The organism is Candidatus Methylomirabilota bacterium (assembly GCA_036005065.1).
Taxonomy (GTDB): domain Bacteria; phylum Methylomirabilota; class Methylomirabilia; order Rokubacteriales; family DASRDR01; genus DASYQW01.
Map to the genome: position 1 here is coordinate 23,247 of DASYQW010000130.1, position 23,996 is coordinate 47,242.

The following is a 23,996-nucleotide window of genomic DNA, read 5'->3' on the forward strand; positions in this document are numbered from 1 at the left end:
CCCGCACTCAAGGCAAGCGACTCCTCCCCAGGCGCCGCGCCACTGCGCGCCGGGCGAAATCCACCTCCTCCGAGCCGAGGCCGACGTGGGCGGCGCCGTAGACCACGATGCCCCCGGCGATCATGCCGGCCAGCCATACCGCCTCCTGGACCCGGTTCGGCGGCGGAGGCCAGACCGCCGACGCCAGCACCAGGGCCGAGGCCAGCGCGCCCGACGCCGCGGCGATCCGCAGCCAGCCCGCGCGGGCTCCCGGAACCGGCCCGGCGCCGAGGCGCCGGCGCAAGAGCCAGGCCAGGGCCAGCGCGTTGGCCATCGCCGAGCAGGAGGTGGCCAGGGCCAGGCCGCCGTGGCGCAGCGGGAACGCGAGCCCGATGGCCAGGAGGCTGTTCATCACCATGGCCCCGATGGCGACCTTGACCGGCGTCCGCGTGTCGCCGAGGGCGTAGAAGGCCTGGGCGCCGATCTTGGCGCTGGCGAAGCCGACGAGGCCCACGGTGTAGAAGCCGAGCGCCCAGGCGGTCCCCGCCGTTTCCTCGGGGCCGAAGTAGCCGCGCTGGTAGAGGACCCGCACCAGCGGCACCCGGAGGACGAACAGCCCGACGGCGGCCGGCAGCGTGATGAACGCCGCCAGGCGCAAGGCAAACGACAGCGTGCTCCGCAGCGCCTCCCGATTCCCGGTGGCGGCTTGCTCCGACAGGGTGGGCAGCACGGCCGTGGCGATGGCGATCCCGAAGACCCCCAGCGGAAACTCGACGAGGCGGTCGGCGTAGTAGAGATACGAGACGCTCCCGCCGACCAGGAACGAGGCGATGATCGTATCGACCAGGATGTTGAGCTGGGACGCCGACTGCCCCACCGCGACCGGCGCCATCAGCCGCACGATCCGGGCGACGGCGGGGTGGCGGACGTCCGCGGTCGGCGTCACCAGGAGTCCGCGCCGCGCGAGGGCCGGGAGCTGGATGAGGAGCTGCCCGGCGCCGCCCACCAGCACCCCGATGGCCAGCCCGAACACGGGCTCCCGGAGGTGGGGCGCCACGCCGAACACGGCGCCGATGATCGAGAGGTTCAGCATGACCGGCGCCAGGGCGGGCAGCAGGAAGTGCCGGTGAACCTGGAGCATGCCCATGGCCAGGGCGCCGAGGCCCACGAAGAAGAGATACGGGAACATGACGCGCGTGAGCCGCACGGTGAGCGCTCCCACCGCCGGGTCGGCGAAGAACCCCGGGGCCATGACCCGGACGAGGAGCGGGGCCCCGAGCACGCCCAGCAGGGTGAGCGTGGCCAGCACGACCACCATGCCCCCGGCGACCGCGCGATACATCCGCTCGAGCTCGCCGCGGGGCCGCGTCGTCAGGTACTCCGTGAAGACCGGGATGAACGCGGAGGACAGGGCCCCCTCGCCCACGAGCCGCCGGAGGAGGTTCGGGAGCCGGAAGGCCACGAAGAAGGCGTCGGTGGCCGGGCCGGCGCCGAAGGCCTGGGCGACGACCAGGTCGCGCAGGAAGCCGAGCACCCGGCTCACCAGCGTCGCGCCGCCGACCACGGCGGCCGCGCGGACGACTCCGCGCTCCGCCCCTCGCTGCCCGTCGGCGGGAATCGCCTCGGTCAGGCCGTCCTCGTGCCTTGACATGCGCGGCGCGGCCCTGTACAGTCCGAATTCGCGTGACGTCCAGCGTCACGACGAGGTGAGGCGATGGCCAATACCCGATCAGCCGAGAAGCGCATGCGACAGGGCGAGAAGCGGCGCGTTCGCAACGCCGCGGTCCGCTCCGGCGTGCGCAGCGCCGTCAAGAGCGTCCGCACCTCGCTGGCCGGCGCCTCCGTCGACGAGGCCCGGGCCGGCCTCGCCCGGACGATCCGGCTCCTCGACAAGGCGGTGACGAAAGGCATCCTCCACCCGAACGCGGCCGCCCGCAAGAAGTCGCGCCTCGCCCGCCAGCTGAACGCGCTCGCCGGCCGCTGACGCGCCGGGCCGATCCTCGTCGTCCCGGGTCGGCCTCGGCGCCAGGCCGTCTCACGCGGCGAGGTCGGCCACCAAGGTCGTCAGCAGCGCCCGCGCCTCCCCCCCGCCCGACTTGAGCCGCCGCTCGGCGTCGAAGCAACGCTCCACCGCCCCCACCAGCACGTCGCCGCGGACGCCGGCCGCCCGCGCCATGAGCCGCTCCACCGCCCACTCGGGCCGGCGCCGCGGCAGGAGACGCGCGACCTGGCGGGCATCTTTCCGTTCGGCGAGCCCGGCTTTCACGCGCCAGAGGTCGCGCACGTAGCCGACGATCTGCCCGAGGAGCGCCGTGGGCTCCTCGCCCGCCAGGAGAAGCTGGTCCAGGACCCGCAGCGCAGCCGCGCGCTCGCCCCCCTCGAGCGCCTGGGTCAGCTCCCAGTACTGCCGCACGCGGCTCTCGCCGGCCAGCGCCCGCACGACCTCCTCCGTCACTCGGGCGTCCCGCCCCGTGAAGACCGCGGCCTTCTCGATCTCCCCGGCGAGCCGGCTCAGGTCCTCGCCCACCAGGGCGATGAGCGCCTCGCCCGCCGGCGGCGTGAGCTCGAGCCCGGCGGCCCGCGCCCGCTCGCGGAGCCAGCCGACGACCGCCCGCCCGGCCGGCGGGCGGACCTCGATCTGCTCGCTCTCGGGAAGGAGCCGCAGGACGGGACTCCGGCGGTCGACACCGGGAGCCAGGCACGCGACCGCCGTACCCTCGGTCGGCCAGCCGCCCGCGGCGGCCCGCGCCCCGCCGATCGCCACCCGCAGCCGCTCGACGGCCTTGGCCCCGAGATCGGCGAGCCCGCGGATCAGGACGAGCCGGCGCGCGCCGAACAGCGGCAGGGCCAGCCCCGCCGCGACGACGGCATCCGGCGTGGCCGTGTCGGCGTAGAGGACCTCGCGGTTCCAGGAGGCGGAGGCGGGATCGGTCAGCACGGCCGCCGCCAGGCGGTCCACGATCTCGTCGATCAGGAGCGGCTCGGGCCCGTGGAGGAGCAGGAGGCGGGGGATCCGGCCGGCGGCGAGGTCGCGGAGGAGGGGGCCCGCCTCCAGCTTAAAACCCTTCGAAGGCCAGGCTCACGATGGCCCGCGACACGTCGACCGCCGCGCGCTTGACGGCATCCTGCTCCCGCACGAGGTTCACGGTGACCTGGCCCGAGACCGGAAAGTCCGCGCGCTCCTCGATCCGGTCCTGCCTCCAGATCACCTCGTTCTTCTGGCGGTCGCGGAGAGTCAGGGCGAGCGCGATCTGCAGCCGGTACCGGGTCACGTTGGCCGAGCTGTCGAAGGAGAGCGAGGTGAGCGAATACCCGATGATGCTCCCCTCCAGCACCGCGTCGGCACTCGCCGCGTTGGCGGCGATCTTGAGCCGGCCGGCGGTCACCACCGCCTGGGTGAGGGCCTGAGTGATGAAGTCCTCGATGCCCGGCTCCCGCGTCTTGTTCTCCAGGACCGGGATGTGCACCGTCTGGATGCTGGAGGGCAGGTTGCCGCCCGAGCGGAGCGAGTACCCGCACCCCCCGGCCCCGAGCAGGGCCAGCACGACGGCGACCGCGCCCGAGAGCCGGCAGGCGCGACGCATCAGGCGGCGCTCCGCGTCACGATGTTCACCAGCCGCCCGGGCACCACCACGACGCGCTCCACCGCCCGCGTCTCGAGCCAGGCCCGGATCTTCGCGTCGGCGAGGACCTGGGCCTTCAACGTCTCCTCCGCCATCCCCGGCGGCACCGCCAGTCGCGTCCGGACTCGGCCATCGACCTGGACGACGATCAGGACCGCGTCCTTATCGAGCGCGGCGCGATCGGCCGTGGGCCAGGCCTCCCGGAAGACGCTCCCCCGATGGCCGAGCTGGGCCCACAGCTCCTCGATGACGTGGGGCGCGAAGGGGGCCAGGAGCCGCAGCATCGTCTCCGCGCCCTCGCGCAGGAGGGCCCGGCGCTCGGCCTGGCTCATCCCGTCGAGCGACTCGGCGGCGAACGCGTGGATCGCGTTGACCAGCTCGTGGACGGCGCTGATCGCGGTGTTGAAGTGGAACCGGTCCTCGATGTCGTCGGTCACCCGCTGGATGGTCTCGTGGATCGTCCGCCGGAAGGCCCGGCCGGCCGGCGAGAGTTCCGCGGGCCGCTCGGCCGGCGAGGCGAGGGCCTCGCGGTGAGTCTCCACGAACCGCCACAGCCGGTTGAGAAACCGGAACGCCCCCTCCACGCCCTGCTCACTCCAGTCGAGATCCTTCTCGGGCGGGGCCGCGAAGAGCGAGAAGAGCCGCGCGGTGTCCGCCCCGTAGGTGGCGATGAGCTCGTCGGGGTCGACGACGTTGCCCTTCGACTTCGACATCTTGGCCCCGTCCTTGATCACCATGCCCTGGGTGAGGAGGTTCTCGAACGGCTCGTCGACCTTGAAGAGGCCGAGATCGCGCAGGACCTTCGTGTAGAAACGGGCGTAGAGGAGGTGCAGGATCGCGTGCTCGATCCCGCCGATGTACTGATCGACCGGCATCCAGTAATGGGCCGCCGCCGGGTCGACCATCCCGCTCGCGTACTGCGGCGAGCAGTAGCGGAGGAAATACCACGACGACTCGACGAACGTGTCCATCGTGTCCGTCTCGCGCCGGCCCGGACCGCCGCACCGGGGGCAGGGCGCGTTGACGAACGACGGCACGTCGGCCAGGGGCGAGCCGCCCTTCCCGGTGATCTGGACGTTCCGGGGCAGCACCACCGGGAGGCGCTCGGGCTTCTCGGGCACGGCGCCACAGGCGGGGCAGTACACGATGGGGATCGGCGCCCCCCAGTAGCGCTGGCGGCTGATGCCCCAGTCGCGGAGCCGGTAGTTGACCCGGGCCTCCCCGATCCCCTTGGCCGTGAGCCAGTCGATCGCCTTGCGCTTCGCCTCGGCTACGGTCAGGCCGTCGAGGAATCCCGAGTTGATCTTGACGCCGTCCCCCGTGTAGGCCTCGCCGGTCCAGTCGGCCGGGCGCGCCGTGGTCTCGATGATCGGGAGCCCGTACGCCTCGGCGAAGTCCCAGTCGCGCTGATCTTCGCCCGGCACCGCCATGATGGCCCCGGTTCCGTAGCCCATGAGGACATAGTCGGCCAGGAAGAGCGGAATCTCCTGCCCGCTGAACGGGTTCACCGCCCGCGCCCGGAGCTGGAGGCCTCGCTTCGGGCGGTCGGTGGCGAGCCGCTCGATCTCGCTCTCCCGCAGGACCTCGCCCCGGAACGCCGCGACCGCGGTCCGCTCGTCGGGCTCGGTCACCAGCGCATCCACCAGCGGGTGCTCCGGCGCCAGCACCGCGTAGGTCATCCCGAACGAGGTGTCGGGCCGAGTCGTGAAGACGCGGATCGCGAGGTCGGGGCGGCCCACGACGGCGAGGTCGAACTCGGCGCCCTCGCTCTTCCCGATCCAGTTCCGCTGCATGGTGAGGACCCGCTCGGGCCAGCCCGGCAGCCGGTCGCACCACTCGAGGAGCTCCTCGGCATAGGCCGTGATGCGGAAGTACCAGCCCTCGACCTGCTGGGGGATCACCTCGGACTCGCAGCGCCAGCACCGCCCCGCCTCCACCTGCTCGTTGGCCAGGACCGTCTGGCAGGAGGGGCACCAGTTCACCAAGCCGCGCTTCTGGTAGGCGAGGCCGCGCTCGAACATCCGGATGAAGATGAGCTGCTCCCAGCGGTAGTACTCGGGATCGCAGGTGGCGACCTCGCGGTCCCAGTCGTAGCCGATCCCGAGCTTTTTCATCTGGGCCTTCATCGTGGCGATGTTCTCGTAGGTCCAGACGGCCGGGTGCACGCCGTGCTCGATGGCGGCGTTTTCGGCCGGGAGCCCGAAGGCGTCCCACCCCATGGGATGGAGCACGTTGTAGCCGCGCATCCGCTTGTAGCGGTTGACGACGTCGCCGATGGCGTAGTTACGGACGTGGCCCATGTGGATGCGGCCGGAAGGGTACGGGAACATCTCCAGGCAGTAGTACTTGGGCCGTCCCGGCTCCGCCCGGACCCGGAAGAGGCCGGTGTCTTCCCAGTGTCGCTGCCACTTGGCCTCGATGGCCTGGAAGGGGTAGTGGTCTTTTCGCTCCGCGGCCAAGACTTCGCCTCGCCTCCTCCGTCGGGATTACCGACGATTTTTAGCAGAGATCGGCCGCGAACGCAAGGTTGGCGACGGGAAAAGTCGGCTGCGGGAATGTCGTCCACGCGCTCCGGGCGGGAGCGCTCCGAGCGGGCTTCGCCCCCGCCACGTCCGGGAGGGGAGGATCGGGAGGGGGGCGAAGCCCCCCCTCCGAGGATCTACAACCGCTGGATGGCGAGGATGTAGTGAGCAGTCGGTAAGACCGGGGCGCCCGTCCTCGTCGAGACCGTGCACTGGTGGAGGTGACTCGGCGTCGACGCCCCCGGCGCCACATCACAGCTCCCGCCGGCCGGGGCCACGCAGCTCGAGAAGATGGTCCCGTCGACCCCGATCATCCGGAGGTTGAGCCGCTGACCGGTCAGGTTGCTGAGGATCCGGCACCGATACGGCACCGGCGCCGGTGCCGCCGCTGCCAGCCACTCGTAGACGTCAATCTCCATGGCCGTCGCCTGGTTCCGCGGGCTGGCATGCACGATGATCATCCCGCCCGGGGCCAACGCCTCCGATCCCGTCAGCCGCTTGAACTGCCCCGCCCGGCTGTCGCCGACCAGCCCCAGCCCGGCGGTCAGGGCCACCAACGCGACAAGCGCGCCCAGCATCACACTGCGTCGGCTCATCTCGGCCTCCCTGGTTCGAGACCTCCCGACCGGCTGTCGACCACTTCGGACCCTCCCGCCCTCCTTTCGGGGCCGTACCCGACCTCGCCCGGGGCCTGGGTACTATGCCGGCGCCGCGCTGTCAAGGCCTTTCGCGGGATCTTCCGCCGGAGGCCGCGAACCCATCGGCGTCGACGCCGGTTCCGGGCCGACCGGCGCCTCCTCGACCTGGACGGGCGTGGTCGCGAGCTTCGGGTGGAAGAACTCGTGGATGCGCTGGGCGAGCTTCGGCGTGACCTTCGGGACCGAGGCGAGCTCGGCGACGGAGGCCTCCCGCACCTTCCGGGCCGAGCCGAGGTGGCGGAGCAGGTTCGTGCGGAGCGTCGGGCCCACGCCGGGGATCTGGTCGAGGACGGACGTGAGCGTCCGCTTCTGACGGAGCTTCTGGTGATAGGTGATCGCGAAGCGGTGCGCCTCGTCCCGGACCTTCTGCAGGGTGTGGAGCGCCGGGGAGGCCGGATCCAGGACGAGGGGGTGGAGGCTCTCGGGATGGTAGACCTCCTCCTCGCGCTTGGCCAGCGCCACCAGCGGCAGGAAGTCCAGACCGAGCTCCTCCAGGACCCGGATGCCCACGTTGAGCTGGCCACGCCCCCCGTCCAGCAGGACGAGGTCCGGCAGCACGGTGGTCTCCTCCAGCGCCCGAGCGTACCGGCGGCGAAGGACCTCGGCCATCATCGCGTAGTCGTCGGCGCCGGGGACCGTCTTGATCCGAAAGCGCTTGTAGTCGTCCTTCTTCATGGCGCCGGCTTCCCATACGACCATCGACCCCACCGCCTCGGTGCCCTGGATGTTCGAGATGTCGAACCCCTCGATCCGGTGGGGCAGGCCCGGCAGGCTCAGGGCGCGCTGCAGATCCTCCATCACGACCTGCCGGCGGCTGTCGCGCGAGAGGAGATGGGTCTGGAGGGCAAGCGCCGCGTTCTCCTCGGCCATCGCCACCAGTTCGCGCTTCCGCCCCCGCTGCGGCACCAGGAGCTCCACCCGACCACCCCGGCGCTGCGTGAGCCACGCCTCGACCAGCTCCGCCTCCGGAACCGCGGTCGAGAGCAGGAGCTCGCGCGGCGGGGCCACGTTCTTCGCGTAGAACTGCCGCACGAAGGCCGACAGCACCTCGCCGTCGTCCGCCCCCAGCAGACGGTCGAAGAAGAAGGACTCCCGCCCCAGCAGGCGGCCCTTCCGGATGAAGAAGACCTGGACACACGCCTCCGAGCCCTGGCGGGCCAGGCCCAGGAGGTCCTGATCCTCCTGCTCCGTGGAGATGATCTTCTGCGACTCTCGCACCTTGTGCAGGGCCTGGATCTGATCCCGCAGGATGGCCGCCCGCTCGTACTTCTCCTCGGCGGCGGCCGCCTCCATCTCACGCGTGAGCCGGAGCGCCAGGTCGTCCTCGCGCCCTTCCAGGAAGGCCTGCACGTCCTCGACGGTGCGGGTATAGCCGTCCCGGGTCTCCCACCCGGTGCAGGGCGCGTTGCAGCGGTGGATGTAGTACTGGAGGCACGGCCGCTCGGCCGTCCCGTCGATCTTGATCGAGCACGTGCGCAGCGGAAAGAGCTGGCGCACCAGCCGCAGCGTCTCGCGGAGCGCCGTGGCCGGGTAGAACGGGCCGTAATAGGTGGCCCCGTCCTTGGCGATGCGCCGGGCCACCATGAGGCGCGGGAAGTCCTCGCTGCTCGTCAGCTTGAGGAACGGGTAGTGCTTGTCGTCCCGGAGGATGATGTTGTACCGGGGCCGGTGCCGCTTGACCAGGTTCGACTCGAGGATGAGCGCCTCGAGCTCGTTGGCCGTGACGATGTACTCGAGGTCGGCGATCTGCTCGACGAGGGCGTCGGTCTTGGCGTCCCGGGTCCGGGAGGCCTGGAAGTACGAGCGCACCCGCGCCCGCAAGGACGCGGCCTTCCCGATGTAGACCACCTGGGCCTTGCCATCCTTGTAGAGGTAGACCCCCGGCCGGTCGGGCAGGCGCTCGAGCTTCTCGTCGAGGTGTTCGGGGAGCACAGGGTATTCTAGACTCGGCCGCGGGCCAGCGCGAGGCGGGAGTCGATCAGGGCTGTGCCGCTCGAGGCTTACGGCCTACTGCCGAAGAGAGAGGTCGAGCTTCCGGAGCCCCTTGATGCGGTCCCGCAGCTCGGCCGCCCGCTCGAAGTCGAGCCGCTTGGCGGCCTCCTTCATCTCCGTCTCCAGGGCCTTGATCCGCCGCTCCAGGGCCTCGGCCGACTCGAAGCGCTCCTCGGCCTCGCCGACCTCGACCGTGTAGTAGTCGCGCTCTTCCACCGAGCGGAGGACCTCCCGGATCGAGCGCCGGATCGACTCGGGAGTGATGCCGTGCTCCCGGTTGTAGGTCTCCTGGAGGGCGCGCCGCCGCTCGGTCTCCGAGAGCGCGAAGCGCATGGAGTCGGTGAGCTTGCCGGCGTACATGATCACCTCGCCGCGGACGTTCCGGGCGGCCCGCCCGGCGGTCTGGATCAGCGAGGTTCCCGAGCGGAGGTAGCCCTCCTTGTCGGCGTCGAGGATGGCCACCAGCGACACTTCGGGGAGATCGAGCCCCTCCCGCAGGAGGTTGATCCCGACGAGGGCGTCGAACTTCCCGAGCCGGAGGTCCCGGATCACCTCGACCCGCTCGAGCGTGTCGATATCCGAGTGGAGGTAGCGGACCCGGAGTCCCATCTGGAGGTAGTACTCGCTGAGGTCCTCGGCCATGCGCTTGGTGAGCGTGGTGACCAGGACCCGCTCGTCGCGCTCGGCGCGGGCGCGGATCTCGTGGAGGAGGTCGTCCACCTGCTCGCCGGCCGGCCGGACCGTGATGGCCGGGTCCATGAGGCCGGTCGGCCGGATGATCTGCTCGACCACCGCGCCGTCGGCCCGGGCCACCTCGTACTCGGCGGGGGTGGCCGAGACGAACAGCACCTGGCCCACGACCCGGGTGAACTCCTCGAAGGTCAGCGGGCGGTTGTCGAACGCCGACGGGAGGCGGAAGCCGTACTCGACCAGCGCCTCCTTCCGGGACCGGTCGCCGTGGTACATCCCGCGGAGCTGGGGCACCGTCACGTGGCTCTCGTCGATCACCACCAGGGTGTCCTTCGGGAAATAGTCCATCAGCGTGGCCGGGGTCTCCCCCGCCTTCCGGCCGGCCAGGTGGCGCGAGTAGTTCTCGATCCCGTGGCAGTAGCCGATCTCGCGGAGCATCTCGAGGTCGAAGAGCGTCCGCTGCTCGAGCCGTTGGGCCTCGAGCAGCTTCCCGGCCCGCCGCAGGAAGGCCAGCCGCTCGTCCAGCTCGACCTTGATCGATGAGAGCGCCTGCTCGAGCTGCTCGGCCGGCGTCACGTAGTGGCTGGCCGGGTAGATGGCGGCCTGCCCGATCCGACCGAGGACCTGCCCCTTCAGGGGATCGATCTGGTAGACGGCGTCCACCGTGTCGCCGAACAGCTCGACGCGGAGGGCCACGGTCTCGTCGGAGGCCGGGAAAACCTCGATCACGTCGCCACGCACGCGGAAGGTACCGCGGTGGAAATCGTAGTCGTTCCGCTCGTAGTGGAGCGCCACCAGCTGGCGGAGGATGTCGTCCCGCTCCCGCTCCTCTCCCGCGGCCAGGCTCAGGTGCATCGCGTGGTAGGTCTCGGGGGAGCCGAGGCCGTAGATGCAGGAGACCGAGGCCACGATGACCACGTCGCGACGCTCGAAGAGCGCCTTGGTGGCCGAATGCCGCATCCGGTCGATCTCGTCGTTGATCAGGGCGTCCTTCTCGATGTAGGTGTCGCTCTGCGGGATGTAGGCCTCGGGCTGGTAGTAGTCGTAGTAGGAGACGAAGTACTCCACGGCATTCTCCGGGAAGAACGCCTTGAACTCGCTATAGAGCTGGGCGGCCAGCGTCTTGTTGGGCGAGATCACCAGCGTGGGGCGCTGGACGGCCTCGATCACCGAGGCCACCGTGAAGGTCTTGCCGGAGCCGGTCACTCCCACCAGGACGACGTCGTGGCGCCCGGCGGTGATCCAGCGGGTCAGCTCCCGGATGGCGCGCGGCTGGTCGCCCTGGGGGGCGTAGTCGGAGACGAGGCGGAACGACGGCACGCGGGCCCTACCGCGGAGGCTCGGGTGCCCGGCTCAGACGCCGGACGGGATGACGGCCGGGACGGCCGTCAGGTACTTCCGCCAGGCGTCGAAGAACAGCGACGCGTGGGGGTGCCGCAGGAGGTGAATCGAGAACAGGAACTGAGGGTGCGTCGGCTGATGCACGAGCGACATCCCCGCCTCGCCGAGCGTCCGGTTGCCCTTGTGGAGGTTGCAGCGCAGGCAGGCCGCTACCACGTTGGTCCAGGTCGTCTCCCCGCCCTTCGAGCGCGGGGTGACGTGGTCGACGGTCAATCGATCCCCCCGCCGCCCGCAGTACTGGCACATGTAGTGATCGCGCCGCAGGATGTTCTTCTTGTTGAAGGCGACCCGCTCCACGAAGGGCTTCCGGATGTAGATGACCAGGCGGATGACCGACGGGAGCGGGAAGGCCCGGGACGGTGAACGCACGACCCGGGGAGAAGGCTCGACGGTTTCGGCCTTGCCAGCGAGAAGGAGGGTGATCGCCCGGCGGGCATTCGTGAAGTGGAGGGGCTCGAAGCTACCATTGAGCACCAGTACGGCAACCTCGTCCATACGGCTCCAAATCATACGAAACGGCCCGCGGAGTGTCAACTCTCGGACAGGCCCCAGGAGCGGCGAACGCGAGCCTGGACACGCGCGAGCCCGAGTCAGGAAGCGAGGAAATTCGTGCCGGTCGGCGTGCCGGCGCGCCGCAGGCGACGAAAAACGTCACGGGCCCCTCCGCTCCACCTCGCCGCGCACGGCGTCCACGACGAGCCAGTCACCCGGGCGGATCCGGCCGAAGGCGCCGGCATCGAGCGTGACCATGGGGATCGTCCGCCCGTAGAGCGCCTCCCCCACCAGCGGGCCCACCGCCAGGACCGGCTCCACCGAGCGGCTGACGATCGCGGCCGGCGCCTGATGCGTCCGGATCAGCTCGAGCAGGATGTTCGAGGTCGTGCAGGAGCCGCGCCCCTGGGGAAACACGAGGACACGGCCCTCGAGCCGCTCACCGTGGAGGGGGTGGCGCGGATTCACGACGCGACCCGTCGCCGGGTCCACGTCGCCCCAGAACGAGAGCGGCTCGGCCGAGACCAGCGCCAGGCCCTCACCGCGCCCCGCGATGATCGGCTGCGCGGCCAGCCGCTCGCTCAGCGCTCCCACAGGGCCTCCTCGGCCTCGAGGGCCCCGTCGCCGAGCGCATACATCACGCAGTCCTCCAGCGAGGCGACCGTCGCCTCCAGCCCGCTGGCCAGCGCGTAGTGGGCCTGCTTCGCCGAGTTGGTCAGCATGTGGGTGAAGCCCCAGCCGTCGATGCGCGTCGTCATCGCGCAGGTGTCGGTGAGGAGCCGGACGCCCGCCGACTCCAGCGCGGCCAGGCGGCCCGACTCACCCAGGTGATGGGCGACGGCCCGGCTGGTCGACACCCAGAACTCGAGGCCCGAGCGGACGCGGCGCCCGGCCACGCGCTCCGCCACCTCGACCGCCTCGGCCAGCGAGAGGTGCGGGCAGCCGAGCTTCACGAAGTCCACGCCGTCGACGGGCGCCGGCGACAGTCGCGCGCGCGCGGCCCGGAGGTCGGCCCGCGTGACGACCAGGGTCTCCTCGGGCGCCCGCCCCTGGAACGCCGCCTCGCGGGTGGGGGCTTCCGGCGTGACGCCGACCACGTGGGCGAGGGCGAGCGCGCCCGAGCTCGCGCCCGCCGCGCAGAAGGCCTTGAGGTCGGTGGCGCGCACGCTCGGCGGCACGCCGTCGAGGACCGGGATGCGGTCACCGGTGAGCGCGCCGATGTGGTAGCCGAGAATCGGATACAGGCTCGGGTGGGCCCGCAGCGTCTCGGGAAGCTGGCGGAGATCCACCAGCACCTGGCCGCGGCGCGGCGCGTCCAGGTGGAGGCCGAAGGCGGGCGCCCGGCCGCTGATGGCGCAGGCCACGTCGAGGAAATCGGCGTAGCGGTTCGTGCGGGCCCCGATCACGGTGTTGACGTAAGCGACCGCGTTCGACTCGCCCCAGGCCACTTGCTGGCCGAAGCGCGGGACGAGGCCCTGCTCGTAGGGGGCGCAGGTCCACGTCGGCAAGCAGCCCAGGCCCTGGTAGGCGGCCTCGAGCCGGCGGCTCTTCTCGGCCCAGTCCGGCGGCACGCGAAAGGCCTCCCAGCGCCGGATGTCGCGGGCGGTCACGTTCAGCGTCGTCGGCACGCGCACCCGCGCGCCCAGCGCCGCGAAGCGCTCGGCAAACTCGAGCCCGGCATCGTTCGTGTAGAGGCAGGCGTCGATGTGGGCCTGGGTGATCGGCAGCAGGCGCTCGGCGCCGAACAGCTCGCCCATCCGCACCACCAGCCCGAGCGCGAGCCGCGTGGCCTCCCCGCCCCGTCCGTCGAGCCAGGCCTGCTCTTCTCGCGTCAGCTCCACGCTCACTCCCGGATCAGCTCCGCACCAGGTTCTTCAGCAGGAAGCCGAGGTTCGCCGGCCGCTCGGCCAGGCGGCGGACGAAGTAGCCGTACCAGTCCTCGCCGAACGGCACCAGGACGCGCAGCCGGGCCCCGGCCGCCGTGATCGTCGCGTGCAGGTCCGGTCGGATGCCGTAGAGCATCTGGAATTCGAAGCGGTCGAGCCCGACCCTCAGATCCCGCGCCTTGTCGAGGAGCACGCGAATGAGCCGCTCGTCGTGGGTCGCGAAGCCCGGGTAGACCCGCGCACGCTGAGCATCCGGGGAGAGGAGGAGCCCGGCCAGCCGCGCGTAGTTCCGGTCGACGTCGGGCTTCCGGGGAAAGGCGAGATTCGGCGGCTCGCGGTACGCGCCCTTACACAGCCGGACCACCAGCGGGTTCGGCCCCGGGATCAGCGCCTTGAGGTCGGCCTCGGTCCGGTAGAGGTAGGCCTGGACCACGCATGCCACGTTGGCCCAGCGGGCGCGCAGGATCCGGTACATGGCGAGCGTGCGGTCGGTGTACGCGCTGCCCTCCATGTCGAGCCAGACGCGGGTCGGGCCGGCCCGCTCGAGCACGCGTTCCGCGTTCTCGCGGGCGACCTCCTGGCCGAGGTCGAGCCCGAGGTGGGTGAGCTTCAGCGACGGCGTCGTGCGGAGCCCGCGGCGGTGAATCTCCTCGAGCAGAAAGCCATAGGTGTCGGCCGCCTCGCGCGCGGCCTTGGGAGTGGTGACGTTCTCGCCGAGGTAGGTGACCGCCGAGTGGAAGCCGGCGGCGTCGAGCCGGGCCAGGACCGCGAGGGCATCCTCAGGCCGCTCCCCTGCCACGAAGCGCCGCACCAGCCGCTTGGAGACCGGGAGTCGGTCCATCGCGCGGCCGATGGCAGGCTGCGTCGAGAGCTGGAGGAGCAGGCTTCGGAGCACGCGTGTTCCCCGGGGGCGTGTCACGACACCCCGGGCTCGCCGCCAGTCTAGCAAGCGGCCTCGGCCCCCGCAACGTCGCTCACCCGAGCCGGAGGATCGTCACGCCGAACGGCGCGGCTCGGCCGTTCAAAGGCGGGATGGAGCGAGCTAGCCCTTCCTCGCTCGCGGCCGCTTCTTGCTCACGCGGCCCTTCTTGGACGGGCCCCGGCGCAGGCGGGCCACGTCCCTCGTGAGCTGGTCGAGGAATCGCTCCAGCTTGGCGAGCTGGGTGAGAATCCGGCTCCCGTTTTGGCGTCGTCCAGTCATATGCCCTGACCGATTGCAACGAGGCTGCCGATGTCCGCGGGAGGCAGGAGTGGTGTCTCCCCGACGTCAGAACTCCGCGAGCCGTCGGCGGCGAGCACAGGGACCCCCGCGGATGCCCTTACGGGCGACGCCTGACGTCCGGGCGCGCTACGGGTCAGGACCCGATCATGTCGGATCGGGCGTCGGCGGATGAGACACGTGACAGGCGCGGTAAGACCGCGATACGGGTCAGCGGCCGCGGCGGCGGGGCCGGCGGAGAGGGGCGAGCCCGGGCCCGGTCAGCACCTGGCGGGAGGCCGCCTGTTGCTGCCGGAGCTCCTGGCGGAGCTTCTGGAGGACCCGGCGGGTCTCCGTGATCACCGCCTCCGCGCGCTGCAGCACTTCCTGGAGGGGAACCGGAAGCGGCTCCCGCGCCTCACGAGCCAGCTCCTCGAGTCGGGCCAGGCGGGCGCGGAGGGTCCGGCCGCCGCGCAGCTTCCGTCGCGTCGATCGCTGGGGCGACTCCTGATGCGCCTTTGCCATGGGCGGCTTGTGCCCTCCGCTCCTGGACAAGACTGATGCCACGGAGCAATCCCCGTACCGGGCGTGCTCCGCGTCAGCGCGGCCCCCGGTCGACTTCGGGCGAGAGCCCCCCCGCGCCCACGAGGATGCCTTCGCGAAGCCCGGCGTCGGAGACGATCAGCTCGGCCAGCCCGAGACCTTCGAGCACCCCGAGGACGACGGCGATTCCGGGGATGATGAGGTCCGCGCGGCCGGGCTCGAGACACGGCAGGCGCGCGCGCTCGGCGACGTGGAGGGCGCCGAGGCGCTCCCGGAGCGCCCGGACGGCGGTGACGGTCAGGCGGTGGCCCTGGACGCGGGCCGGATCGTACGCTGCCAGCCCCAGGTCGAGCGCCGCGAGCGTGGTGATCGTTCCCGCCGTCCCGACGAGCGCGCGCGGTCCCAGCGGGCGGATCTCGGGCCAGGCCGCAGCAGCCAGGCACGCCTCGACGTGCGCCACGCAGGCCGAGTACTCGGCCCAGTCGACCGGGTCGGCATGGAGGAAGCGCTCCACCAGCGGCACGACACCGAGCCGCAGGCTGACGGCGCTGACGTACCGGGTCCCGCTGGCCACGATGAGCTCGGTGCTCCCGCCGCCGATGTCGAGAACACAGTAGGATCCCGCTGCCGGCGCGACCCCCGAGGCCACGCCGAGCAGCGTGAGCCGCGCTTCCTCGTCCCCACTCACGACCCGCACCTCGAGGCCGGGCACGCCGGCCAGCCGCCCGACGAACTCGTCGCGGTTGTCGGCCTCACGAACCGCCGCCGTCGCGACGGCCAGCACGCGCCGGGCGCCCAGCGCCCGGGCGCGCGTCGCGTACTCCCGGACCGCGGCGAGCGCCCGCTCCATGGCCGCCGGGGCCAGGACGCCGTGCTGCGCGAGCCCCTCGCCGAGTCGGACCACGACCTGCTCCCCGTGTACGGGCCGGAGCCCTCCTTCCGAATCGACATCGGCGACCAGAAGCCGGACGGTGTTGCTCCCGAGGTCGATGGCCGCCAGCCGCACTCAGGATCCACGGGCCCGGCGCTGGGTCAGGGCGGCATCGAGCGCCCCCAGGACCTCGGCTTCGCCGGCGGGCTTCTCGATGATGCGGTCGATCCCGCTCGCCTGGACCACCGCCGGATCGAGCCGTCCCGGCCATCCGGTGATGAGGATCACCGGCGTGCCCGGACGGATCCGCTTCACCGTGCGCGCGACCTCGAAGCCGGACACCGGCGCTACCGTCAAGTCCGTGAGGACCGCATCGACCCGCTGCCGCTGGACGATCCCGAGCGCTTCCCGACCGTCGGCCGCCGGCAGCGGCATGTACCCGTGGCGCTCCAGTAACGCGACGAGAGCCGCGCGGACCGACGCCTCGTCCTCCACGACGAGCACACGGGCCACATCGGGCGCCGCCCCGGCCGGGAGCGAGTGAGCCGTGGGGAGACCCAGCCGCACCGTCGTCCCGTGCCCCGGCACGCTGCCGAGCTCGAGCGCGCCGTGATGCCGCGCCACGATGGCCTGGGTCAGCGACAACCCGAGCCCCAGACGCCCCGGCCCCTTGGTCGTGAAGAAGGGCTCGAGCGCGCGCGCCCGTACCTCATCATCCATCCCCGCGCCCGCATCCTCGACGACCACCGCCACGCGCCCGCCACCGTCCCAGCGGGCCCGGACCGTGACGGCGCCGCCGGCCGGCTGCGCCTCGGCCGCGTTCTCGAGCAGGTGCTCGAGGGCCTCGCGGAGGTCGTCGGCGTCGCCGCGCACCGGCGGCAGGGGCTCGAGCTCCAGCGTGACGGTCGGCCGGGGCGCCCCGCGGGCTGCCCATCGGCGCCCGGCAGTGTCGATCGCCGCGCGGAGGACCCCCGCGAGATCGAGCGGGGCGAGGGGGCGGTCCCGGCGGCCCGGCGCAAACCCGAGGAGGCCGCGGACAGCCTCGGCGGCGCGCCAGGCGACCTCTTCCGCGACCGCGAGGTCGCCCTCGACGGCGGCGTCACGGACCCGCTCCCGAATCAGGGTGAGCCGCGCCAGCAGGATCGCCAGGAGGCTCGCGAAGTCCCGCACGGGCGGCAGAGGGGCCGCCGCGGGCCGGCGCTCCTGCGCACGCAGCTCGCTGAGCGCCGCCAGGGTCTCGGCATGAAGGCGTGCGTTCCGGAGCGCGGCGGACGCGGGCGCGCGGAGATCCGCGAGGGCCTGCAGGCTGACCGCCCCCGACCCGCCGGCGACCAGCACGGCTACCATCCGGTCGCCGGCGACGAGCGGCACCACGACCCGCGGCGGGGCGCCGAGGAACGCGGCGAGCGCCGCATCGCCGCCGGCCGGCGAGGCGAGCCAGGGCTCTCCGGTCTGGACCGCCACGGCCACGCCGCCCGCGCTCGGATCGGGAGGAACGGCACCCTCCGGGAGGCCGACGCCGGCGGCGAGGGTCAGCCCTCCCTCGTCGGGAAGCAACACCGCCACGCGCGCCGCACCGAGCCGGACCGCCGCCTCCTGGGCCACGGCGGCCGCTACCCGCCCGAGGTCGAGATCCTGGCCGAGCAGCGTCGTCGCCCACCCGGAAGCCGCCGCGCCGGGGGCGCCGACGCCGAGCACGAGCGCCGCGCGATCGGCGACGAGCACCAGCGTCTCGAGCGCCTGGCCGGCGAACGCCGCCGGGCGCCGCCGTCCGGCCAGCAGCACGCCGAGCACCCCGCCGTCGGCGGCGCGCACCGGCAGCGCCAGCGCGCTGCCGAGGCCGTGCTCCCGCAGTAGCCGGTCGCTCGCGTGGTGCGCGAGCCCACCCTGGATCGCATCGCGCTCGACGAACGCGCGGCCGACGATGCCCTCGTCGAGACGCACGCGCAGCTCCCCGGCCGCGAACCCACGTCGCGCCACGGCCTCGAGGCCGTCACCGCGTCCCGGCGTGAAGAGCGCGGCGCAGTCGGCGCCGGCTTCGTGGATCACCCGGTCCAGGGCCAGGAACAATGCCTCGGCGCGTCCGAGCGAAGGCTGGACCGCGAGGAGGCTCTTGATCCGGCCGAGCGTCCGGCGCTCGCTCTCGCCCAGAGGCTCGCCGGCCCCCGAGGCCGGCGCCGGCGCGGGCTGGAGCCGCGCGACCGACGCCGCGAGCTCGTCCAGCCGTCGCGTGATGTGAACGAGGGCGTCGCGGAGGTCACCGAGCGAGGCCTCCCCGGAGCTCATGGTCCGGAGGGCGCCTTGAGGCCGTGGCCGGTCAGCGGCACCACGATGACCGGCGCGGCGCCGAGCTCCCCGCGCGCGAGCATCCGCCACGCCGCCGCCGGGGCCACCGCGGCGGTCGGCTCGACGAAGAGTCCCTCCGCCCCGAGCCGCGCTCGGGCCGCCCGGACCTCGGCGTCGTCGACGATCGCCCAGCCGCCTCCCGACTCGAGGACGGCGGCCTCGATCTCGGCCGCCCGGACCGGCGTCCGGATGCGAATCCCCTCGGCCACGGTGTCACCGCTCCCGACCGACCGGCCCAGGGGCGGCCCCGCCAGCGGCGCGCACCCCGCGCTCTGAACGCCGAGCAGGCGCGGCAGCCGCGGGATCGCGCGCGCGCCGAGGAGCTCCCGGAACCCGAGGGCCAGACCGAGCAAGAGCGTGCCGTGGCCGACCGGCGAGACGACCCAGTCGGGCACCGTTCCGTCGAGCTGCTCCCACAGCTCGAAGGCGACGGTCTTGGTGCCGTGAAAGAAGGTCGGGCTCCAGCAGTGGCTCGCGTAGACGCCCGGTGCCTCCTGGGCCGCGCGGGCGACCTCCTCCCGGGTCCCGGGCACGCGGACCACACGGGCGCCATAGGCCTCGATCTGGGCGAGCTTGCCTGGCCCGGTGGCCTGTGGCACGTAGATGGTCGCGCGGATTCCCGCCCGCGCGCTGTAGGCGGCGATGGCAGCGCCCGCGTTCCCGGACGAGTCCTCGACGATCTGATCGGCGCCGGCCGCGCGCAGCTCCGTCAGCAGGACGGCCGCGCCGCGGTCCTTGAACGAGCCGGTAGGGTTCGCGGTCTCCACCTTGAAGAGGAGGCGACCGTCGCGCGAGGGGACGAGCGGTGTCATCCCTTCCCCGAGCGTCACCGCCGCCGCGGCCACCGGGAGGGCCTCGTGGTACCGCCAGAGGGATCGGGGCCGCGCGGGAAGCTTCTCCCGCGGCAGGACGGCGTGGACGGGCTGGAGCGCCCATGGCGCCCCGCACCGGCATCGCCAGTCCACCGGGGCGCCCGATCCGGCCTGGCCACAGGCGGCGCATCGGATCGGGCCGGTCATGGCCGCGGAAAGACGCGCCCCTCCCGGAGGGGCCGGGAGGGGCGGGGCACGGCGAGGGTCGGGACGGTTACTTCTTGCCGAGCGTCTTGATGTAGTTGACGAGATCCCAGCGGTCCTTCTCGGGAAGGCTCGCCCAGGGCGGCATCGGCGGATTGCCGTCCGTGATCCGCACGAAGAGCGCGCCCTCCGGCTCCGCCTGCACGGCCTTGGAGGTCCAGTCTGCGGGCTTCGTCGGGAGCGCGGCCGCGGCCGGGCCGTCCCCCTTGCCCAACGGGCCGTGACACGGCGCACAGTTCTGCTCGGCGAGCTTCTTGCCGTTGGCGGCCGATTCCGCCCGCTTGTTGGCCGGCACCGGATTCTTGGCCTTGGCCGCCCGATCCTTTTGCTCCTTCGTCAGCTCCCACTTCTTGGCCTGGGCCCAGACCGAGTCGCCCGCCGTCGTGGCCAGCGTGAGCGTGACCGCCACGGCGAGGGCGACCAGGGTGGCGAATCGGATCATCGGGACCTCCTTCTGCGTGTCGGCGCGCGGGTCGCTCGGGGTCGTGAGCGAATTCACAAGGTCCTGGGTCTCTATGTATCATCGAACCCGGCGAGCGGTCAAGCGCACGAACCGCGCGCGCGCTCACCGCACGGCTCCACGCTCGTCCGACGCCGCTCGCACCGCCTGCGGCGCGAGCGCCACCAGGAGACCGGCCAGGAGCCCATACCCGCCGGCCAGGAGTCCCGGCCAGGGCGACGCGATGCTTCCCGGCCAGAAGACGCCGCCCGACTCGAGCGGTGAATGGATGACCCCGGCGAGACTCGCCACGCTCGCCACCGCGAAGACCGCCGCCGCCGCCGTGAGCCGGCGGTCCACGATGAGGGCGCCGCCCCAGCCCCAGAGCAGCGCCGACAGGATGAAGCCGTTCCCGAGCACCCGGATCGTCTCGAACGCGTGCGCCGCGTCGCCTCGCAGATCCTGGGGTCCGCGCCCGAGCTGGGTCAGGAGGCCGCCCATCTGGATGAGGAGCAATGCCGCGACCACCGGCACGAACGCGAGAGCCACCGCGGGAGCGTGGCGCGACGGCGTCGCCAGGAAGGCCTGCGCGGTGATCTCGAGCCCGATGAAGATCAGGATCGGGGCCACCGCCGCCTCCGGGATGATCCCGACCAGGAGCGAGATCACGCCCGCCATCGCTCCCAGCCCGATCACGAGCCCGGTGGCGAGGGTGTAGCCCGCCCGCGCCCCCATCGCCTTGTACGCCGGATGCCCGATGTAAGGCGTGTTCTGCACGACGCCGCCGCAGACCCCGGCCACGATCGTGGCGATCGCTTCGGTGAGCAGAATGTCCCGCGTCCGGTAGTGGTCGCCGGCCGCGATGGCGCTCTCGGTGTTGTCGATGCCTCCGATGATCGTCGCCAGCGCGAAGGGCAGCGCCACCGGCAACGCCGACCACGTCTCCGCGGAGGCATCCAGCCACGCGAGGGTCGGCCAGGGCACCGCCAGCCGCCAGTCGGCTGGGAGGGCCACGGCCGGCGGCACGCCCCCCACCCCGAGCCCGCGCTCGGCAGCGTAGACGACGCAGCCGACGACCACGGCCGCCAGCGCGCCGGGAATCCGCCCGGGCAGGCCGACCCGCCCGATCAGCGTCACGAGGATCAGCCCCAGGGCCGCGAGCCCCACCAGCGGGTCGGCGAAGACTTTCAGGGTCGGCAGGAAGGCGATGAGCAGGATGGCCACTCCCGCGATCGAGCCGAGCAACGCGGCCCGCGGGACGGTGCGCCGCACCCACTCGCCGGCGAAGGCGAGGGCCAGCTTGATGAATCCCATGGCGACCGTCGTCCCCATCCCGACCTTCCACGCGAGGACGGGGTCCTTCGTGAGCAGCATCGCGGGTCCGATGACCCCGAAGGTGATCCCGAACAGTGACGGGGTATCGATCCCGAACGGCATCGCGGTGACGTCGGCCCGCCCCGTCTCGCTGGCCAGGCGGGCGGCGAGCCACGTGTAGACGAGATCGCCCACGAGGACGCCGATGGCCGTGCCCGGCACCATGCGATAGAGGACCAGGTCGGGCGGAAATCCGAAGACGCCGACGAGAAGTCCCGTCAGGACCACGAGCTGGGTCATGTTGTCGATGACGAGGCCGAAGAAGGCGTTCACATCGCCCGGCGCGTACCACTGGTACCGCTTCACCCTCGGCGGCCTCCCGGGCTAAGGCGAAGAACTCGCCCTCTCGGATTGTCTTCAGGCAGAGAGAGTTACGGCCAGAAGCCTCCAACGAAGCTTGAACTCGAACGGAAAATTTGGTCGGCGGGTGCCCCGCCGCATACAATGGATTCGATGGACCGCACGACCGAGGGGGCATCCACCTTGATCATCCTCGCCCGCGATCAGGCCACCTTCTACGAATTCCTCAAGGCGCGTCAAGAAGGCAAGGGACCCACGGTGGTGATCCTGGACCGCCGGACCGGGGAGCGGCGCGTCGACGGCCAACCTCCGGACGACGACCGCCGGCAGTCGAACCGCCGCGCCCCCACCCCCGAAGCGGCCCTCGCACTGATGTCGGTCCTGGGCTTCATGATCCTGCACCGCGAAGGCGACCAGTGGGTCCCATGACTTCATCGGAGGGGGCCTCTACGGCCCCCTCCGAGACCTCCCCATGAGGGTCGCGGCGGCAAAGCCGCCGCTCGGAGCGGACCACCACTACACGGCAATCGTGCATCGCGCCGCGTGTGGTCACTCCCTCAGGCCCGTGGAGCCCGGCGCCAGCCCTCAGGCCGGCCGGCTCGCTCGCTCCTCCGCCATCAGGCGCCGCGTCTCGGCTCGAAGGCGCTCGGCGAGCGCCTCGCACCAGGCAAATCGCGTCCGGCCCTCGGCCACCTCGGCATAGCCGAACTCGAGGGGCGGCGCGCCGGCCGGCGGGTACGTGACCTCGCCGAGGATGAGCCGCAGTCCGTACGAGCGGCCTTGCCGCGCCTCGTCCATCTCCACCGCCGCCTCGAGCCCTGCATGCTCGCGCTTCCCGTGGGAGATGGCGAAGTTCCTCAGCCAGCGCCCGGCCTCGTCGTAGTCCGCCGGAATCCGCGGGTTCATGGGACGACCCGGGCGGATTCTACCCGACCCGTCATCCCGACGCTACCCGGTCGCGGCGGGCCCAGAACCGAGCAGCCCCAGGTCATTTCGGGGGGGTCTCGGAAGACCCCCCCGATGCCCCCCCTCGATTGCGGCGGCACAGCCGCCGCTCGGAGCGCTGCTCGACGCATCGCCCGCTCGGGGCGAGCTGCCTGGGTACTCCGATATACCCCTAGGACGCAATAGGAGGCGCGCCGACGATCGAGGATGGCGGGATGCGACGGTTATCGGCCCGCCGTCAGCACTCGTTGAAGCCGCAGCCGTAGCACTTCTTGCAGCCCTCCTCGTAGACGAACGTCGCCTGGCCGCACTCGGGGCACATATCCCCGGCCGTCAGCTTGGCGGCCGGCCCGGCGGCCGCCGGGGCCTCCTCGACCTTCGCCTGGCCCCCGTGCTCGGCCAGGACACGGGCGATGCCGTCCGGCAGGGACAGCACGCGCCCGGGACCGAAGCCGAGCGGCCGGCCACCGCCGATGCCCGAGAGCTGCCCGATGACCTCCTCGAGACGCCGCTTCGGCGACAGGGGCGAGGGCATGCGGAGCGTCAGCGAGATGAGCCGCCCCATCGCCTCCGCCACGGCCATCGTGTCGGACCCGGCCTTCCCCACCGACACGAAGACCTCGAAGGGCTCGCCGTCGCCGTTCTCGTTCACGACGACGAACGCGGTCCCCAGCGGCGTCTCCACCCGGTAGGTGCGCCCCTGGAGGCTTCGGGGCCGCGGCTTCACCGCCGCCGGCGGCGCCGGCGCCACGGCGGCGGCCGGCCCGGCCTCGCGCTTCTCCGCCATCTTCGTCCCGAGGTGGAGGACCCCCTCCTTGCAGCCGTCTCGGAACACGGTGATGCCGAGACACCCGAGCTGCCAGGCCAGCAGGTAGGCTCGGGCGACGTCGTCGATGGTCGCCGAGTTCGGAAGGTTGATCGTCTTCGACACCCCGTTGTCGGTGTAGTGCTGGAACGCGGCCTGATGCCGGACGTGCCACTCGAAGGGCACTTCGTGGGCGGTGACGAAGACCCGCTGGACGTCTTCCGGCACGGCCGCCAGGTCGTGGACGACGCCCCGCCGCGCGATCTCCTCCATCAGCGCCTCCGAGTGGAAGCCGCGCTCGCGGGTCACCTGCTCGAAGACGTGATTGATGAAGGGCAGGACCCGGTCGCCCACCTTGTGGGTGAAGGCGATGGCGAAAGCCGGCTCGACACCGGACGAGCAGCCGGCGATCATCGAGATCGTGCCGGTCGGCGCGATCGTCGTGACGGTCGAGTTGCGGAGCGCTCGCTGGCTCTGGTAGATCGACCGTGACCAGTTGGGGAACGGCCCGCGCTCCTCGGCGAGCTTGGCCGACTGGTCGTGGGCTTTCTCCTCGATGAACGCCATCAGGCGCCCGCCCAGGTCGAGGGCGGCCTGGCTGTCGTACGGGACCCCCATCCGGAACAGGAGGTCCGCCCAGCCCATGACGCCGAGGCCGATCCGCCGGTTGGCCTTGACCGTCTCGTCGATCTCGGGGAGTGGGTACGGGTTCACCTCGATCACGTCGTCGAGGAAGCGGACCGACAGGCGCACGACGCGCTCGAGCTCCGGCCAGTCCACCGCCCATTCGCCGTCCGGCTGGCGCGCGGCGAACTT

Annotated in this window: 21 protein-coding genes; 2 read left to right on the plus strand and 19 right to left on the minus strand. The window is 72.1% G+C overall.

The window, feature by feature from the left end:
- Positions 1 to 7 precede the first annotated feature (7 nt).
- Positions 8 to 1,630, minus strand: a complete 1,623-nt coding sequence (gene murJ / locus VGW35_09335) for a murein biosynthesis integral membrane protein MurJ (protein HEV8307857.1) — start codon at positions 1,628 to 1,630, stop codon at positions 8 to 10.
- A 63-nt stretch (positions 1,631 to 1,693) separates the two neighbouring features.
- Here murJ and rpsT point away from each other — a divergent pair, with 63 nt between their 5' ends.
- Positions 1,694 to 1,963: a 30S ribosomal protein S20 gene (rpsT, locus tag VGW35_09340; GenBank protein ID HEV8307858.1), complete on the plus strand. Its 270-nt coding sequence runs from the start codon at positions 1,694 to 1,696 to the stop codon at positions 1,961 to 1,963.
- Positions 1,964 to 2,014: 51 nt separating this feature from the next.
- On the opposite strand, the gene holA is transcribed toward rpsT, so the two are convergent.
- The 16 genes from holA to VGW35_09420 all read right to left on the minus strand — a co-directional run bounded on the left by holA (position 2,015) and on the right by VGW35_09420 (position 21,436).
- On the minus strand, positions 2,015 to 3,034 hold the full coding sequence (gene holA / locus VGW35_09345) for a DNA polymerase III subunit delta (GenBank protein ID HEV8307859.1): 1,020 nt from the start codon (positions 3,032 to 3,034) through the stop codon (positions 2,015 to 2,017).
- A 1-nt stretch (position 3,035) separates the two neighbouring features.
- A complete protein-coding gene (lptE, locus tag VGW35_09350; protein ID HEV8307860.1) occupies positions 3,036 to 3,563 on the minus strand; it encodes an LPS assembly lipoprotein LptE in 528 nt (175 codons plus the stop codon).
- Positions 3,563 to 6,061, minus strand: coding sequence for a leucine--tRNA ligase (gene leuS / locus VGW35_09355; protein ID HEV8307861.1), 2,499 nt, complete (start codon positions 6,059 to 6,061; stop codon positions 3,563 to 3,565). The genes lptE and leuS overlap by 1 nt, the downstream gene beginning before the upstream one ends.
- Positions 6,062 to 6,261: 200 nt before the next feature.
- Positions 6,262 to 6,720, minus strand: coding sequence for a hypothetical protein (locus VGW35_09360; GenBank protein ID HEV8307862.1), 459 nt, complete (start codon positions 6,718 to 6,720; stop codon positions 6,262 to 6,264).
- Positions 6,721 to 6,822: 102 nt separating this feature from the next.
- Positions 6,823 to 8,754 carry an excinuclease ABC subunit UvrC gene (uvrC, locus tag VGW35_09365; GenBank protein ID HEV8307863.1) on the minus strand — a complete coding sequence of 644 codons (1,932 nt, stop codon included), beginning with the start codon at positions 8,752 to 8,754 and terminating at the stop codon, positions 6,823 to 6,825.
- Between the two features lie 75 nt (positions 8,755 to 8,829).
- On the minus strand, positions 8,830 to 10,824 hold the full coding sequence (uvrB, locus tag VGW35_09370; GenBank protein ID HEV8307864.1) for an excinuclease ABC subunit UvrB: 1,995 nt from the start codon (positions 10,822 to 10,824) through the stop codon (positions 8,830 to 8,832).
- Between the two features lie 33 nt (positions 10,825 to 10,857).
- On the minus strand, positions 10,858 to 11,400 hold the full coding sequence (locus VGW35_09375) for an HNH endonuclease (protein ID HEV8307865.1): 543 nt from the start codon (positions 11,398 to 11,400) through the stop codon (positions 10,858 to 10,860).
- A gap of 156 nt (positions 11,401 to 11,556) precedes the next feature.
- Positions 11,557 to 11,991 (minus strand): DUF126 domain-containing protein, encoded by a 435-nt coding sequence (locus tag VGW35_09380; GenBank protein ID HEV8307866.1) that lies wholly within the window; start codon positions 11,989 to 11,991, stop codon positions 11,557 to 11,559.
- Positions 11,979 to 13,238 (minus strand): aconitase X catalytic domain-containing protein, encoded by a 1,260-nt coding sequence (locus tag VGW35_09385; protein HEV8307867.1) that lies wholly within the window; start codon positions 13,236 to 13,238, stop codon positions 11,979 to 11,981. Before VGW35_09385 ends, VGW35_09380 begins: the two co-directional genes overlap by 13 nt.
- 13 nt (positions 13,239 to 13,251) lie before the next feature.
- The gene (locus VGW35_09390) at positions 13,252 to 14,178 is read right to left on the minus strand and encodes a proline dehydrogenase family protein (GenBank protein ID HEV8307868.1); all 927 of its coding nucleotides are present in this window, start codon (positions 14,176 to 14,178) and stop codon (positions 13,252 to 13,254) included.
- Between the two features lie 534 nt (positions 14,179 to 14,712).
- Entirely contained in the window at positions 14,713 to 15,006 is a 294-nt protein-coding gene (locus tag VGW35_09395; protein ID HEV8307869.1) for a hypothetical protein, read from the minus strand.
- A gap of 73 nt (positions 15,007 to 15,079) precedes the next feature.
- Entirely contained in the window at positions 15,080 to 16,030 is a 951-nt protein-coding gene (locus VGW35_09400) for a Ppx/GppA phosphatase family protein (GenBank protein ID HEV8307870.1), read from the minus strand.
- Positions 16,031 to 18,181 (minus strand): ATP-binding protein, encoded by a 2,151-nt coding sequence (locus VGW35_09405; GenBank protein ID HEV8307871.1) that lies wholly within the window; start codon positions 18,179 to 18,181, stop codon positions 16,031 to 16,033.
- Positions 18,178 to 19,206: a pyridoxal-phosphate dependent enzyme gene (locus VGW35_09410; protein HEV8307872.1), complete on the minus strand. Its 1,029-nt coding sequence runs from the start codon at positions 19,204 to 19,206 to the stop codon at positions 18,178 to 18,180. The genes VGW35_09405 and VGW35_09410 overlap by 4 nt, the downstream gene beginning before the upstream one ends.
- Positions 19,207 to 19,327: 121 nt before the next feature.
- Positions 19,328 to 19,759 (minus strand): cytochrome c, encoded by a 432-nt coding sequence (locus VGW35_09415; GenBank protein HEV8307873.1) that lies wholly within the window; start codon positions 19,757 to 19,759, stop codon positions 19,328 to 19,330.
- 123 nt (positions 19,760 to 19,882) lie between these two features.
- The gene (locus VGW35_09420; protein ID HEV8307874.1) at positions 19,883 to 21,436 is read right to left on the minus strand and encodes an MFS transporter; all 1,554 of its coding nucleotides are present in this window, start codon (positions 21,434 to 21,436) and stop codon (positions 19,883 to 19,885) included.
- A 147-nt stretch (positions 21,437 to 21,583) separates the two neighbouring features.
- Here VGW35_09420 and VGW35_09425 point away from each other — a divergent pair, with 147 nt between their 5' ends.
- On the plus strand, positions 21,584 to 21,859 hold the full coding sequence (locus VGW35_09425; protein HEV8307875.1) for a hypothetical protein: 276 nt from the start codon (positions 21,584 to 21,586) through the stop codon (positions 21,857 to 21,859).
- 156 nt (positions 21,860 to 22,015) lie between these two features.
- Here VGW35_09425 and VGW35_09430 read toward each other — a convergent pair whose 3' ends face one another.
- A complete protein-coding gene (locus tag VGW35_09430) occupies positions 22,016 to 22,336 on the minus strand; it encodes a hypothetical protein (GenBank protein ID HEV8307876.1) in 321 nt (106 codons plus the stop codon).
- A gap of 277 nt (positions 22,337 to 22,613) precedes the next feature.
- On the minus strand, positions 22,614 to 23,996 hold a 1,383-nt coding region (locus tag VGW35_09435), incomplete at its 5' end, for a hypothetical protein (GenBank protein HEV8307877.1).

Bases quoted from the DNA above. Each gene is read 5' to 3' on its own strand.
- murJ (HEV8307857.1), bottom strand. From the start codon at position 1,630: ATGTCAAGGCACGAGGACGGCCTGACCGAGGCGATTCCCGCCGACGGG.
- rpsT (HEV8307858.1), top strand. From the start codon at position 1,694: ATGGCCAATACCCGATCAGCCGAGAAGCGCATGCGACAGGGCGAGAAG.
- lptE (HEV8307860.1), bottom strand. From the start codon at position 3,563: ATGCGTCGCGCCTGCCGGCTCTCGGGCGCGGTCGCCGTCGTGCTGGCC.
- VGW35_09360 (HEV8307862.1), bottom strand. From the start codon at position 6,720: ATGAGCCGACGCAGTGTGATGCTGGGCGCGCTTGTCGCGTTGGTGGCC.
- VGW35_09375 (HEV8307865.1), bottom strand. From the start codon at position 11,400: ATGGACGAGGTTGCCGTACTGGTGCTCAATGGTAGCTTCGAGCCCCTC.
- VGW35_09395 (HEV8307869.1), bottom strand. From the start codon at position 15,006: ATGGCAAAGGCGCATCAGGAGTCGCCCCAGCGATCGACGCGACGGAAG.
- VGW35_09405 (HEV8307871.1), bottom strand. From the start codon at position 18,181: ATGAGCTCCGGGGAGGCCTCGCTCGGTGACCTCCGCGACGCCCTCGTT.
- VGW35_09415 (HEV8307873.1), bottom strand. From the start codon at position 19,759: ATGATCCGATTCGCCACCCTGGTCGCCCTCGCCGTGGCGGTCACGCTC.
- VGW35_09425 (HEV8307875.1), top strand. From the start codon at position 21,584: ATGGACCGCACGACCGAGGGGGCATCCACCTTGATCATCCTCGCCCGC.
- VGW35_09430 (HEV8307876.1), bottom strand. From the start codon at position 22,336: ATGAACCCGCGGATTCCGGCGGACTACGACGAGGCCGGGCGCTGGCTG.